This window comes from Streptomyces coelicoflavus, assembly GCF_045041415.1.
GTDB lineage: Bacteria > Actinomycetota > Actinomycetes > Streptomycetales > Streptomycetaceae > Streptomyces > Streptomyces coelicoflavus.
Map to the genome: position 1 here is coordinate 6053104 of NZ_CP108218.1, position 13984 is coordinate 6067087.

The following is a 13984-nucleotide window of genomic DNA, read 5'->3' on the forward strand; positions in this document are numbered from 1 at the left end:
CCTCGTGCTCACAGGCCGTAGCGCTCGCGCGCCTCCTTCACGGTCGTCGCCTTGACCTCGCCGCGCCTGGCGAGCTGGGCCAGGGCCGCGACCACGATGGACTCGGCGTCGACGCCGAAGTGGCGGCGGGCGGCGTCACGGGTGTCCGACAGACCGAAGCCGTCGGCACCGAGCGACGAGTAGTCCTGCTCGACCCACTGCGCGATCTGGTCCGGGACCTGCCGCATGTAGTCGGAGACCGCGAGGACCGGACCCTCGGCGCCCTGGAGCGCCCGGCGCACGTACGGCACCCGCTCCTCGCCGCGCAGCAGCGCCGCGTCGGCGTCCATGGCGTCCCGGCGCAGCTCCGTCCAGGAGGTCGCGGACCACACGTCGGCGGCGACGCCCCACTCCTCGGCGAGCAGCCGCTGCGCCTTGAGCGTCCAGTGGATCGCCGTGCCGGAACCGAGCAGCTGGATGCGCGGGGCGTTCGCGGCCGGGGTCAGGCCCGCCGTCTCCGCCGTGTTGAAGCGGTACAGGCCCTTGACGATGCCCTCGTCGATGCCGGACGGCTTGGCCGGCTGCGGCATCGGCTCGTTGTAGACCGTCAGGTAGTAGAAGACGTTCTGGTCCTCGCCCGGGGCCGCCTCGCCGTACATGCGGCGCAGACCGTCCTTGACGATCACCGCGATCTCGTACGCGAACGCCGGGTCGTAGGACAGCGCGGCCGGGTTGGTCGCCGCGATGGCCGGGGAGTGGCCGTCCGCGTGCTGGAGGCCCTCACCGGTCAGCGTGGTGCGGCCGGCGGTGGCGCCCACCAGGAAGCCGCGGCCGAGCTGGTCGCCGAGCTGCCACATCTGGTCGGCCGTGCGCTGCCAGCCGAACATCGAGTAGAAGATGTAGAACGGGATCATCGTCTCGCCGTGCGTCGCGTACGACGTCGAAGCGGCGATGAAGTCGGCCATCGAACCGGCCTCGGTGATCCCCTCGTTGAGGATCTGGCCGTTCTTGGCCTCCTTGTAGTACATCAGCTGGTCGCGGTCGACCGGCTCGTACGTCTGGCCCTTGGGCGAGTAGATGCCCAGCGACGGGAACAGCGACTCCATGCCGAAGGTGCGCGCCTCGTCGGGGACGATCGGCACCCAGCGCTTGCCGGTCTCCTTGTCGCGGACCAGGTCCTTGACCAGGCGGACGAAGGCCATCGTGGTGGCCACGCTCTGCGAACCGGAGCCCTTGTCGAAGGCCGTGAACGCCTTGTCGGCGGGCGCGGGCAGCGGGGCGACCGGGTGCACCCGACGGGCCGGGGCCGGACCGCCGAGGGCGGCGCGGCGCTCCTGGAGGTAGCGGACCTCGGGGGAGTCGGCGCCCGGGTGGGCGTAGGGGACCACGCCGTCGACGAAGGCGCTGTCCGCGATCGGCAGGCCGAGCAGGTCGCGCATGTCCTTGAACTCGTCCACCGAGAGCTTCTTCATCTGGTGGTTGGCGTTCTTGGACGCGAAGCCGGTGCCGAGGGTGTGCCCCTTGACCGTCTGGGCCAGGATCACGGTCGGCGCGCCCTTGTGGGCGAGCGCGGCGCGGTAGGCGGCGTAGACCTTGCGGGACTCGTGACCGCCGCGCGAGAAGTGGAAGCAGTCGAGGATCTTGTCGTCGGACAGCAGCTTCGCCATCTCGGCGAGCTGCGGGTCCTTGTTGAAGAAGTCCTCGCGGATGTAGGCGGCGTCGCGCGTCTGGTACGTCTGCACCTGCGCGTCGGGTACCTCGCGCAGGCGGCGTACGAGCGCGCCGGTGGTGTCGAGCTGGAACAGCTCGTCCCACGCCGTGCCCCACAGCGACTTGATCACGTTCCAGCCGGCGCCGCGGAACTGGGCCTCCAGCTCCTGCACGATCTTGAAGTTGGCGCGGACCGGACCGTCGAGGCGCTGCAGGTTGCAGTTGATGACGAAGGTCAGGTTGTCCAGGCCCTCACGGGAGGCGAGGGTGAGCGCGGTGGTGGACTCCGGCTCGTCCATCTCGCCGTCACCGAGGAACGCCCACACGTGGGAGTTCGTCAGGTCCTTGATGCCGCGGCTGGTCAGGTAGCGGTTGAACCGTGCCTGGTAGATCGCGGAGATCGGGCCGAGGCCCATGGAGACGGTGGGGAACTCCCACAGCCAGGGCAGCCGGCGCGGGTGCGGGTAGGACGGCAGACCGTTGCCGCCGGCCTCGCGGCGGAAGTTGTCCAGCTGCTCCTCGGACAGACGGCCGTCGAGGAAGGCGCGGGCGTAGATGCCGGGGGAGGCGTGGCCCTGGATGTAGAGCTGGTCGCCGGAGCCGTCCCCCTCCTTGCCCTTGAAGAAGTGGTTGAAGCCGGTCTCGTAGAGCCAGGCGGCGGAGGCGAAGGTGGCGATGTGGCCGCCGACGCCGTGCTTGCTGCCGCGGGTCACCATCGCCGCCGCGTTCCAGCGGTTCCAGGCGGTGATCCGCTGCTCCAGCGCCTCGTCGCCGTCCACGGCGGGCTCGGCGGAGGTGGGGATGGTGTTGACGTAGTCCGTCTCGAGGAGCTTCGGCAGCGCGAGGCCGGCGCCCTCGGCGCGCTCCAGTGTGCGGCGCATCAGGTACGCGGCACGGTGCGGCCCGGCCGCCTTGGTGACGGCGTCCAGGGAGGCCTGCCATTCGGCGGTCTCCTCCGGGTCGCGGTCCGGGAGCTGGTCGAGCTCGCTCGGCTGGATGGCTTTGGGGTCGGTCGTCATGTCGCCGCCTTCCTCAGTCGAAGGGGGTTCCCTCATCGGCAAGGGTTCGGGGGTGCCCTAGGTCTTTGGCAGGACAGGGCTGGGCTCCGGTGGGAGTCCAAACGTGACTGTAACTCGCTGATCGATGATCGATCAAAGGGTTGAGGGGCAAAACCTCTTGATCACGAGAAAGTCGGCACGGGGTGCCTCCGACGGTGGCACGGGGTGACCTTGAAGTTGGGGGTTTGTGCAGGTGAGCGCGGTGCGGCTCGGGTGGTTCGGTTGTGTGGCGGGTGCCGCTGCGTCGTGGTTGCTCGCGCAGTTCCCCGCGCCCCTGGAAACGGCTGCGCCGTTCTCCAGGGGCGCGGGGCTGTGTCGATGTGCGGCTCCGCCGCGTGGGCGCGAACGGGGGTCTGGGGGCGGAGCCCCCAGGGACGGGACGGGAAGGGGCGGCGGGGGCGAAGAAGAACTAGGGGCGCGGCGCGCAGCCCAGGACGTGGGACTTGACGATTTCCGGGATGCGGGGGTCCCGGCGGCGGAACGCGGCCACCAGCTCGTCGTGCTCCTCCGCGTACGACTGCTGCACCGTCCCCAGCCACCGTATCGACAGCGCCGTGAACACCTCGATCCCCAGCCCCTCCCACGTGTGCAGCAGCACCGAGTTGCCCGCCGCCCGCACCAGCTCCCGGTGGAAGCCCACCGTGTGCCGCACCTGGCCGGTGCCGTCCGACGCCCGGTCGGCCGCGTACAGGGCGGCGACATGCGGTTCCAGCGCCGAGCAGTCCGTCGCCAGCCGGTCCGCCGCCAGCTCCGCCGCGATCGCCTCCAGACCGGCCCGGACCGGGTAGCTCTCCTCCAGGTCGGCGGCGGTCAGGTTCCGCACCCGTACGCCCTTGTTCGGCGCCGACTCGATCAGCCGCAGCGACTCCAGCTCCCGCAGCGCCTCGCGGACCGGCGTCTGGCTGACCTCCAGCTCGGTGGCGATCCGGCGCTCCACGATCCGCTCGCCCGGCTGCCAGCGTCCGCTGATGATCCCTTCCAGGATGTGCTCGCGGATCTGTTCGCGCAGCGAGTGGACGACGGGCGCGGTCATGAGAGCTCCTTCGGGAGGGTCGCCTTTCGGACCCCTGGGGCGGCTGACGCTTAGACAATACGGCCGTCACGACGGGCGGGAAGGGCGCATGGGGGCGCTTTTACGCAGGTGAGACGAGACTTACACAGCGTGCCCCGGCCGGAACACGGCGATGCCCCCGCCCGGAAAGTTCCGGGCGGGGGCATCGCAGGGGCCCACTGGCGGGGGGAATTACAGGCCGAGCTCGACCTCGAACTCGCCCGCCTCCAGGATCGCCTTGACCGCCGTCAGGTAGCGGGCGGCGTCGGCGCCGTCCACCAGACGGTGGTCGTAGGACAGGGTCAGGTACGTCATGTCGCGGACGCCGATGACCGGGCCGTCCTCCGTCTCGATGACGGCCGGACGCTTGACCGTGGCACCGATGCCGAGGATGGCGACCTGGCCCGGCGGCACGATGATCGTGTCGAACAGCGCGCCGCGCGAACCGGTGTTGCTGATGGTGAAGGTCGCGCCGGCCAGCTCGTCCGGGCTGATCCTGCTGGCCCGCACCTTGCCCGCCAGGTCGGCGGTCGCCTTGGCGATGCCGGCCAGGTTCAGGTCACCGGCGTTCTTGATGACCGGGGTCATCAGGCCCTTCTCGGAGTCCACCGCGATACCGATGTTCTCGGTGTCGAAGTAGGTGATGGTCCCCTCGGCCTCGTTGATCTTGGCGTTGACCGGCGCGTGCGCCTTCAGCGCCTGGGCCGCGGCCTTGACGAAGAACGGCATCGGCGAGAGCTTGACGCCCTCGCGCGCCGCGAACGCGTCCTTGGCACGGGCGCGCAGCTTCATCAGACGGGTGACGTCGACCTCGACGACCGACGACAGCTGGGCCTGCTCGTGCAGCGCCTTGACCATGTTGTCGCCGATGACCTTGCGGATGCGCGGCATCTTGACGGTCTGGCCACGCAGCGGGGAGGCCTCCAGGACGGGGGCCTTCTTCGCGGCGGGCGCGGCGGGGGCGGCAGCCGGAGCCGGGGCGGCGGCCTTCGCGGCCTCCGCGGCGGCGACGACGTCCTGCTTGCGGATACGGCCGCCGACGCCTGTGCCCTTGACGGTGGACAGGTCGACGCCGTTCTCGGCGGCGAGCTTGCGCACCAGCGGGGTGACGTAGGCACCGTCGTCCACCGGCTGGGCGGCGGCCGGGGCAGCCGGAGCGGCGGCCGGGGCCGGCGCGGGCGCCGGGGCCTGCGGGGCGGGGGCCGGCGCGGCCGGAGCCGGAGCCGGAGCGGCCTGCGCGGGGGCCGGGGCCGGGGTCGGAGCTGCCGGAGCCGGGGTGGGCTCGGGCTGGGCCGGGGCGGCCGGGGCCTCCTGGGCGGGGGCGGCCGCCGGGGCGGCACCCGCCGCGCCGATGACGGCGAGCTTGGCGCCGACCTCGGCCGTCTCGTCCTCGCCGACCACGATCTCCAGCAGCGTGCCCGAGGCGGGCGCCGGGATCTCGGTGTCGACCTTGTCGGTCGAGACCTCGAGCAGCGGCTCGTCCTCCTCGACGCTGTCACCGACCGACTTCAGCCAGCGGGTGACGGTGCCCTCGGTGACGGACTCGCCGAGCGCGGGCAGGACCACGTCCGTGCCCTCGGCGGAGCCGCCACCACTCTGACCGGCGGCGGCGTCGGCGGTGGGAGCGGGCGCCGGGGCGGCCTGCTCCGTGGAGGGGGCGGCCGGGGCGGGCTCGGGAGCCGGCTCGGCGACCTGCTCGGCCTGCGGGGCCGGCGCGGCGGCGGGGGCGCCGGAACCGTCGTCGATCAGCGCCAGCTCGGCGCCGACCTCGACGGTCTCGTCCTCGGCGACCTTGATGGAGGACAGCACGCCGGAGGCGGGCGCCGGGATCTCGGTGTCGACCTTGTCGGTCGAGACCTCGAGCAACGGCTCGTCGGCCTCGACGCGCTCACCCTCGGCCTTCAGCCAACGGGTGACGGTGCCCTCGGTGACGCTCTCGCCGAGCGCCGGAAGGGTTACGGAAACCGCCATGGTTTCGGTTGCTCCTTACGAAATTGCGGAAGTCTGTGTCGTCGCGCCCAGTGACCGAGGGGGTCAGTCGTGGGAGTGCAGCGGCTTGCCGGCCAGCGCGAGGTGGGCCTCGCCCATCGCCTCGTTCTGCGTCGGGTGCGCGTGGATGAGCTGCGCGACCTCGGCCGGCAGCGCCTCCCAGTTGTAGATCAGCTGCGCCTCGCCGACCTGCTCGCCCATGCGGTCGCCGACCATGTGGACGCCGACCACGGCACCGTCCTTGACCTGGACGAGCTTGATCTCGCCCGCGGTCTTGAGGATCTTGCTCTTGCCGTTGCCGGCGAGGTTGTACTTCAGGGCGACGACCTTGTCCGCGCCGTAGACCTCCTTCGCCTTGGCCTCGGTCAGACCGACGGAGGCGACCTCCGGGTGGCAGTACGTCACCCGCGGCACGCCGTCGTAGTCGACCGGGACCGGCTTCAGGCCGGCGAGCCGCTCCGCCACCAGGATGCCCTCGGCGAAGCCGACGTGCGCGAGCTGGAGGGTGGGAACGAGGTCGCCGACGGCGGAGACGGTCGGGACGTTGGTCCGCATGTACTCGTCCACGAGGACGAAGCCGCGGTCCGTCGCGACGCCGTTCTCCTCGTAGCCCAGGCCCTGCGAGACCGGGCCGCGGCCGATGGCGACGAGCAGGACCTCGGCCTCGAACTCCTTGCCGTCGGCGAGGGTGACCTTGACGCCGTCCTGCGTGTACTCGGCCTTCTGGAAGAAGGTGCCCAGGTTGAACTTGATGCCCCGCTTGCGGAAGGCGCGCTCCAGGAGCTTGGAGCTGTTCTCGTCCTCGACCGGGACGAGGTGCTTGAGGCCCTCGATGACCGTGACCTCGGAACCGAAGGACTTCCACGCGGAGGCGAACTCGACGCCGATGACGCCGCCGCCCAGCACGATCGCGGACTTCGGCACGCGGTCCAGCGTGAGGGCGTGGTCCGAGGAGATGATCCGGTTGCCGTCGATCTCCAGGCCCGGCAGCGTCTTCGGCACGGAGCCGGTCGCGAGCAGGACGTGGCGGCCCTCGACACGCTGACCGTTGACATCGACGGAGGTGGGGGAGGAGAGCCGGCCCTCACCCTCGATGTAGGTGATCTTGCGGGAGGCGACCAGACCCTGCAGGCCCTTGTACAGGCCGGCGATCACCTCGTCCTTGTACTTGTGCACGCCGGCCATGTCGACGCCCTCGAAGGACGTCTTGACGCCGAACTGCTCGCTCTCGCGGGACTGGTCGGCGACCTCGCCCGCGTGGAGCAGGGCCTTGGTGGGAATGCAGCCGTTGTGCAGGCAGGTGCCGCCAAGCTTGTTCTTCTCGATCAGGGCGACGTCCAGGCCCAGCTGCGCCCCGCGCAGCGCCGCGGCGTAACCACCGCTGCCACCGCCGAGGATCACTAGGTCGAAAACGGTGCTGGCGTCGTTCGCCACGTCACGTCCTCCATGCATGTGCGCCACGCCGGTCTCCAGTGACCGGTCGGCGGCTGGTGTCCGGCCGCTCATTGTTCTCGGCCCTTGGGTGGGCCCTGTCCTGCCGGGCTCCATCTTCGCACTTGTGAGAGACGAACGAGACGTGGGGCCGGGGTGTGAGACACCCCACGTTCACGTGAGCGGGGTTCGTCCTGCGGTTCTTCTTCGGCCGACGCCAGGACAGCCGGCCAAGGGACGCGGGGCCGTGTCGATCTGCGGCTCCGCCGCGTGGGCGCGGCATGCTGTGGTTCCTCTTGGCCGACGGCAGAGCATCCCACCCAGGGGCGCGGGGAACTGCGCGACAAGCCACGACGGGCCGCAGCCGCGCAATCACCCGCACCCCCGAGCTCTCAGGCGTACGTCAGCCGAGATCTCCGAGGGCAACCCGCTCGGCGACCCGCACCAGCGTCCGCACCGCCGTCCCGGTACCGCCCTTCGGCGTGTACCCGAACGGTCCGCCCTCGTTGAAGGCGGGCCCCGCGATGTCCAGGTGCGCCCAGGTGATGCCCTCGCCGACGAACTCCCGCAGGAACAGACCGGCCACCAGACCGCCGCCCATCCGCTCACCCATGTTCGCGATGTCCGCGGTCGGCGAGTCCATGCCCTTGCGCAGGTGCTCCGGCAGCGGCATCGGCCACGCCGGCTCGCCGGACTCCTCCGCCGCCTCGTGCACCGCGGCGCGGAACGCGTCGTCGTTCGCCATGATCCCGTACGTCCGGCTGCCCAGCGCCAGCATCATCGCGCCCGTCAGCGTCGCCACGTCGATGATCGCGTCCGGCTTGTCCTGCGAGGCCGCCCACAGCGCGTCGGCGAGCACGAGCCGGCCCTCGGCGTCGGTGTTGAGCACCTCCACCGTCTTGCCGCTGTACATCCGCAGCACGTCACCCGGGCGCGTCGCGGAGCCCGACGGCATGTTCTCGGCCAGCGCCAGCCAGCCGGTCACGTTGACCTCCAGGCCGAGCCGCGCGGCGGCGACGACCGCGGCGAACACGGCGGCGGCGCCGGCCATGTCGCACTTCATCGTCTCGTTGTGCCCGGCCGGCTTCAGCGAGATGCCGCCCGAGTCGTAGGTGATGCCCTTGCCGACGAAGGCGAGGGACTTCTTGGCCTTGGGCGAGGTGTACGACAGCTTCACCAGCCGCGGACCCGACGCCGAACCGGCACCGACGCCGAGGATGCCGCCGTAACCGCCCTTGGTGAGCGCCTTCTCGTCGAGCACCTGCACCTTGATGCCGTGCTCCTTGGCGGCCGCCTGCGCCACCGCCGCGAACGCCTCCGGGTCGAGGTCGTTCGGCGGGGTGTTGACCAGGTCGCGGGCGCGGTTCAGCTCCTCGGCGACGGCCGCGGCACGCTCGATCGCCGCCTTGTACGCCTTGTCGCGGGGCTTGCCGCCGAGCAGCGCGGCCTCCGCCAGCGGGGCCTTGCCGTTGGCCTTGGCCTTGGCGCCCTTCGCCTCCTTCGCGGACTCCTTGTACGCGTCGAAGGAGTACGCGCCGAGCAGCACGCCCTCGGCGACGACACCGGCGTCGGCGGCCTCGGCGAGCGGCAGGGCGAAGGCGGCCTTCTTGGCGCCGGCCAGGGCGCGGGCGGCCGCACCGGCGGCCCGGCGCAGCGCCTCGGGGTCGAAACCGGCGTCCTTGTCGGGCTCGGCACCGAGGCCCACCGCCACCACGACGGGCGCCTTGAAGCCGGACGGAGCGGGCAGCTTAGTCACCTCGCCCTCGGCGCCGGAGGCACCGAGGGTCTCCAGGACGCCGGCCAGCCGGCCGTCGTACGCCTTGTCCACGGCCTCGGCGCCCGGTGCGACGGACGGGCCGTTCGCGCCCTTGGCGACACCGATCACGATCGCGTCGGCCCGGAGGCCGGGCGCCGCGGCGGTGGAGAGAGTGAGAGCAGTCACGGTGGTGAAATCTCGCTTCCGTATGAAGTCTGGTGTGGCCGAATGCGGGTGGGTCGACCGGGCCCGACATCCGACCCTAGATCCCTCCTGCGATGCGGTCCTCGCCTGGGCAGGCGAACACTCGGCACGAGCCTACGCTCGCCCCCGGCCGCGCTTGCTCCCACGGGGCCGCGGTTTCCGCGCCGAGCCGTGGATGGGAGATCATTCCCCGGGTACGCCGCCGCCCCAACCCCCCCCTCTGGAGCACCCCCCGTGAGACGCCCGGTCCTGTCGACAGCCCTCTTCCTGCTGCTGCTCGCGGGCTGCACGCCGGCCCCCGGCGAGGGCGGTACCGGCGGTGACGGAGGTGACGGCGGCGAGGCAGCCGGCCGCTGGCGGCCGGCTCCGGGCACCGCCTGGCAGTGGCAGCTGAGCGGCACACTGGACACGTCCGTCGACGTACCGGTCTACGACATCGACGGCTTCGACCACGGCAGGGCCACGGTCGCGGGCCTGCACGAGGACGGACGCAAGGTCATCTGCTACGTCTCCACCGGCGCCTGGGAGGACTTCCGGCCCGACGCCGACGCGTTCCCGGCGGCGGTGCTGGGCAAGGGCAACGGCTGGGAGGGCGAGCGGTGGCTCGACATCCGCGCGACCGACGTCCTGGAGCCGCTGATGGCCGAGCGCCTCGACATGTGCCGCGACAAGGGCTTCGACGCGGTCGAGCCGGACAACATGGACGGCTACAAGAACGACACCGGCTTCCCGCTCACCGGTGACGACCAGCTCCGCTACAACCGGCTGATCGCGAAGCTCGCCCACGACCGCGGCATGGCCGTCGGCCTGAAGAACGACCTGGACCAGATCCCGGACCTGGTGGACGACTTCGACTTCGCCGTCAACGAGCAGTGCGCCCAGTACGGCGAGTGCGCCGACAACCAGCCGTTCATCGACGCGGACAAGGCCGTCTTCCACGTCGAGTACGAGCTGCCGACGAAACGCTTCTGCGCCGACTCCCGCGAGCTGCGGCTCAGTTCGATGCTGAAGAAGTACGAGCTGGACGCGTGGCGGGAGGCCTGCTGAGCCCCGGGACCGCAGCCTGAACCGCGGGGCGTCAGCCCAGGACCAGGACCACCAGCGCGGTCGTGGCCGCCGTCTCCGCCACCCCGCCGAAGACGTCGCCGGTGACGCCGCCGAAGCGGCGGACGCAGTGCCGCAGCAGCAGTTCGGCGGCGGCGACCGCGCACACCACGGCGAGCGCCGTGCGCAGGGCGTCGTACGGGCCCAGGCACGCGCCCGCCGCCGCGCCGGCCAGGGTGACGGCCGCCGTCGCGGTCAGCGCCCGGCCGGCCGGGACGACGCCCGCGACCGCCGCGCCCAGGCCCTCCGGCCGGGCGGCGGGCACCCCGGCCCGGGCCGCCGTCGTGAGCGCCAGCCGGGCGGCGGTCGCCGACACCACGGCGGCGAGCGCGCCCCGCGCCCACGAGCCGTCGTAGGCCTGCGCGAGGGCGGCCACCTGGGCCAGGAGCGTGAACAGGAGGGTGAGCACGCCGAACGGTCCGATGTCCGACTGCTTCATGATCCGCAGGGCGTCCTCGGCGGGTTTGCCGCTGCCCAGACCGTCGGCGGTGTCGGCCAGTCCGTCCAGATGCAGCCCGCGCGTGAGCACGGCGGGTACGGCGGCCGTCGCGACCGCGGCGAGCAGGTTCCCCGCGCCCAGGGCGAGCAGCAGCAGTCCGGCGCCCGCGGCGAGGACGCCCACCGCCAGCCCGGCCGGCGGCGCCCACAGCATGCCGCCGCGGGCGGCGTCCCGGTCCCAGCGGGTCACCTTGACCGGGAGCACGGTGAGAGTCCCGAAGGCGAACCGGAGGCCGTCGGGGGAGAGGGTCCTGAGCACCGGCGCAGACTACCGGGCGGTCGGCGGGCCGCTGACGGGCCCCGGTGGACGTATCACCGTAACGTGCGCATATGGGAGATTGGTGGCAGCGCAACATCGTGGAGCCGGGCAAGCTGCCGCTGCTCCTCGCGCTGACGGCGTTCGTCCTGACGTTCGTGATCACCCGGGTCGTCACGCGTCTGATCCGGGCGGGCAAGGGCCCCTTCGGGAACGTCAAGGCGGGCGGGGTGCACATCCACCACGTGGTCCCCGGGGTCGTCCTCACCGTCGTCGGCGGCTTCGGCGCCGTCGCCGGGGGCCGCCACGGGTTCGGTTCCGCCCTGGCCGCGGTGGTCTTCGGGATGGGGGCGGGGCTCGTCCTGGACGAGTTCGCGCTGATCCTGCACCTCGACGACGTCTACTGGACCGAGGCGGGGCGCAAGAGCGTGGAGGTCGTGGTGCTCACCGCGGCCCTGGTCGGGCTGGTCCTCGCGGGCTTCACGCCCTTCGGCGTCGACGGCATGTCCCAGGACGAGCTCCAGGACCGCACGAACGTCATCGCGACGGTCGCCGGCAACTTCCTGTTCTCCCTCCTCGCCCTGGCCAAGGGCAAGGCGCGGCTGGCGATCTTCGGGGTCATCGTGCCGGTGATCGCCCTGGTCGGCGCGGTCCGCCTGGCCCGCCCCGGCTCCCTGTGGGCCCGCCGCTGCTACGCCCGCCGCCCCCGCGCCCGCGCGAAGGCCCGCCTCCGCGCCTACCACCACGACCGCCGCTGGTCCGGCCCCCGCCGCACCTTCCAGGACTGGATCGGCGGCCGCCCCAACCCAAGGTGACAGTAGCTGCGGGCAGTCGCCCGCCCCCTTTGGCTGCGGGCAGTCGTGCCGCTGGGGCGGCACGGGTGGGCGCAGCGGCACCCAGTAGCGCCGGGCGCGCGACCCACCCCGGGCCCACACCCACGCCGGGCAACCAAGGAGCCCCGGTCACTGAACCCCGGTCACTCGCCCTCGACCACCGGCTCACCGTCGGAGACCTCCGGCAGCTCCGCCGCCAAGGCCGCCGCCGCCTGCACCAGAGGCAGGGCCAGCAGCCCACCCGCTCCCTCGCCCACCTTCACGCCCTGCGACAGCAGCGGCTCCAGCGCCATCCGGTCCAGCGCCTTCGCCTGCCCCGGCTCCCCGCTGTCGTGCGCCGCCAGCCACCAGTCCGGCGCCCGGAAGGCGACCCGCTGCCCGACCAGCGCGCACGCGGCCGTCACGACGCCGTCCAGGATCACCGGCATCTTCCGCACCGCGCTCTGCAAGAGGAAGCCCGTCATGGCCGTGAGGTCCGCGCCGCCGACCGTGGCGAGGAGCTGCAACTGGTCGCCGAGGACGGGCCGCGCACGTCGCAGCGCGTCCCGGATCGCCGCGCACTTGCGCATCCAGGCCAGGTCGTCGATGGCCAGCCCGCCCCGGCCGGTGACGACCGACGCGTCCGTCCCGCACAGTGCCGCCACCAGGACGCCCGCCGCCGTCGTACCGCCCACGCTCACGTCGCCGAGCACCACCAGGTCCGTGCCCGAGTCGGCCTCCTCGTCGGCCACCGCCATCCCGGCCCGGAAGGCGGCCTCCGCCTCCTCGGGGGTCAGCGCGTCCTCGACGTCGATGCGTCCGCCGCCGCGCCGCACCCGGTGTCCCGCCACCTCGGCCGGCAGCGCCTCCGGGTCGCAGTCCAGGGCCATGTCGACGACGCGCACGGGCACGTCCAGGCGCCGGGCGAGCACCGACACCGGCCGGCCGCCCTCCAGCACCTGGCGCACCAGCTCACCGGCGCCGCCCGCGGTCCGTGCCGAGACGCCCAGCTCGGCGATCCTGTGGTCACCGGCGAAGAGCACCACCCGGGGCCGTACGACCGGCCGTACCGGTACCGCGGACTGTGCGGCCGCCAGCCACTCGCCCAGGTCGTCCAGGCGGCCCAGCGATCCGGGCGGGACGGCCTGACGCTCCCGGCGCGCCTCGGCGTCGCGGCGGATCCCGCCGTCGGGGCGCTCGATCAGGTCGGTGAAGTCGTCGAGATTCAGCGAGCTCATTCGCCGAACAGTACCGGCCCCGGCCGAACCCGGAGGAGGGCCCGTGGGCAGCGCGCCCGGGCTGCGTCGTTGCACCCCGGAAGGCGATCACCTACGTAACGTTTTGCCTGGAATGTCGTACGTTCTCGCGTACGCCCTCGTCTCGTGTCGGGAGCCGCCCGTGTCCGGACCCTCCGCCCCCTCGGTGCCTCCCGTCCCGCCGGTGCCTCCCGTCCCGTCGTACGGGCCGTACCGCCAGGACTGCCCCTGGTGCGGCTCGCGGCGGCTGAGGGCCCGGCTGCGCGGTGACGGGCCGCGGCAGGGCGCACCCCACCGGTCGCTGATCGAGCGGTGTGCGGACTGCCGGCACGTCTTCCGCAACCCGCCGCTCACGCCCGGCCCGGAGCGCCCCCTGGTCCGGGCCGGTGTCCGGCTGCGGCACGGCCTGGCCGCCCGCGCGATGTCCCGCCGCTGTCCCGAGCCCGAGAGCTGGCTGGACGTCGGCACCGGGGACGCCGACTTCCCGCTGACCGCCCGTACGCACTTCCCGTACACCTCGTTCGACGGTCTGGACCCCACCCACCGCGTGCTGCGGGCCCGCGCCGTGGAGCGGGTGGAGGAGGCGTTCGTCGGGCGGCTGACGGACCGGCACATCGCGGCGCGGCTGCGGGGGCGCTACGACGTCGTCAGCCTCTTCCAGTACCTGGAGCGCGTCCCGGACCCGCGCGCCGAACTGCGGGCCGCGCTCGGGGCGCTGCGGCCCGGCGGGCACCTGCTCGTCGACGTGGCCGACCCGCGCCGCCTGTTCCCCGTGCACCCCGTCGGACTGAACGCCGAACTCGTGGCCCAGGGCTGCACGGTCCTCACCGGCACCCGCGTCCACCGCGTCATCGCACGCAAGGACGCCTGAGCCCCGCCG

The 13984-nt window shown here is 72.6% G+C and carries 10 protein-coding genes; 3 read left to right on the forward strand and 7 right to left on the reverse strand.

What is annotated here, in order from left to right; translation table 11 throughout:
- Window positions 1-8 precede the first annotated feature (8 nt).
- The 5 genes from aceE to OHA99_RS27130 form a co-directional block, all read right to left on the reverse strand.
- Window positions 9-2708: a pyruvate dehydrogenase (acetyl-transferring), homodimeric type gene (gene aceE / locus OHA99_RS27110; RefSeq protein WP_366472020.1), complete on the reverse strand. Its 2700-nt coding sequence runs from the start codon at window positions 2706-2708 to the stop codon at window positions 9-11.
- Window positions 2709-3156: 448 nt separating this feature from the next.
- Window positions 3157-3780 (reverse strand): GntR family transcriptional regulator, encoded by a 624-nt coding sequence (locus OHA99_RS27115; RefSeq protein ID WP_153180216.1) that lies wholly within the window; start codon window positions 3778-3780, stop codon window positions 3157-3159.
- A 210-nt stretch (window positions 3781-3990) separates the two neighbouring features.
- Window positions 3991-5769 carry a 2-oxoglutarate dehydrogenase, E2 component, dihydrolipoamide succinyltransferase gene (gene sucB, locus OHA99_RS27120; RefSeq protein WP_153180217.1) on the reverse strand — a complete coding sequence of 593 codons (1779 nt, stop codon included), beginning with the start codon at window positions 5767-5769 and terminating at the stop codon, window positions 3991-3993.
- 63 nt (window positions 5770-5832) lie between these two features.
- Complete coding sequence (gene lpdA / locus OHA99_RS27125) at window positions 5833-7221, reverse strand: dihydrolipoyl dehydrogenase (RefSeq protein ID WP_164385054.1); 1389 nt, start codon at window positions 7219-7221, stop codon at window positions 5833-5835.
- A gap of 400 nt (window positions 7222-7621) precedes the next feature.
- Entirely contained in the window at window positions 7622-9160 is a 1539-nt protein-coding gene (locus OHA99_RS27130) for a leucyl aminopeptidase (RefSeq protein ID WP_282879984.1), read from the reverse strand.
- Between the two features lie 252 nt (window positions 9161-9412).
- Between OHA99_RS27130 and OHA99_RS27135 the strand changes: the two genes are divergently transcribed.
- Window positions 9413-10225, forward strand: a complete 813-nt coding sequence (locus OHA99_RS27135; protein ID WP_153180219.1) for an endo alpha-1,4 polygalactosaminidase — start codon at window positions 9413-9415, stop codon at window positions 10223-10225.
- Between the two features lie 31 nt (window positions 10226-10256).
- Here OHA99_RS27135 and OHA99_RS27140 read toward each other — a convergent pair whose 3' ends face one another.
- Window positions 10257-11039: an adenosylcobinamide-GDP ribazoletransferase gene (locus tag OHA99_RS27140; RefSeq protein WP_153180220.1), complete on the reverse strand. Its 783-nt coding sequence runs from the start codon at window positions 11037-11039 to the stop codon at window positions 10257-10259.
- 71 nt (window positions 11040-11110) lie between these two features.
- On the opposite strand from OHA99_RS27140, the gene OHA99_RS27145 reads away from it, so the two are divergent.
- A complete protein-coding gene (locus OHA99_RS27145; protein WP_165686255.1) occupies window positions 11111-11851 on the forward strand; it encodes a hypothetical protein in 741 nt (246 codons plus the stop codon).
- 161 nt (window positions 11852-12012) lie between these two features.
- Here the strand turns inward: OHA99_RS27145 and cobT are convergent, their stop codons facing one another.
- Window positions 12013-13086 (reverse strand): nicotinate-nucleotide--dimethylbenzimidazole phosphoribosyltransferase, encoded by a 1074-nt coding sequence (gene cobT / locus OHA99_RS27150; protein ID WP_366472022.1) that lies wholly within the window; start codon window positions 13084-13086, stop codon window positions 12013-12015.
- A 160-nt stretch (window positions 13087-13246) separates the two neighbouring features.
- On the opposite strand from cobT, the gene OHA99_RS27155 reads away from it, so the two are divergent.
- Window positions 13247-13975, forward strand: a complete 729-nt coding sequence (locus OHA99_RS27155; protein ID WP_405698260.1) for a class I SAM-dependent methyltransferase — start codon at window positions 13247-13249, stop codon at window positions 13973-13975.
- Window positions 13976-13984 lie beyond the last annotated feature (9 nt).

Coding starts and splice junctions, on each gene's coding strand:
- aceE (WP_366472020.1), bottom strand. CDS start 2,708: ATGACGACCGACCCCAAAGCCATCCAGCCGAGCGAGCTCGACCAGCTC.
- OHA99_RS27115 (WP_153180216.1), bottom strand. CDS start 3,780: ATGACCGCGCCCGTCGTCCACTCGCTGCGCGAACAGATCCGCGAGCAC.
- sucB (WP_153180217.1), bottom strand. CDS start 5,769: ATGGCGGTTTCCGTAACCCTTCCGGCGCTCGGCGAGAGCGTCACCGAG.
- OHA99_RS27145 (WP_165686255.1), top strand. CDS start 11,111: ATGGGAGATTGGTGGCAGCGCAACATCGTGGAGCCGGGCAAGCTGCCG.
- cobT (WP_366472022.1), bottom strand. CDS start 13,086: ATGAGCTCGCTGAATCTCGACGACTTCACCGACCTGATCGAGCGCCCC.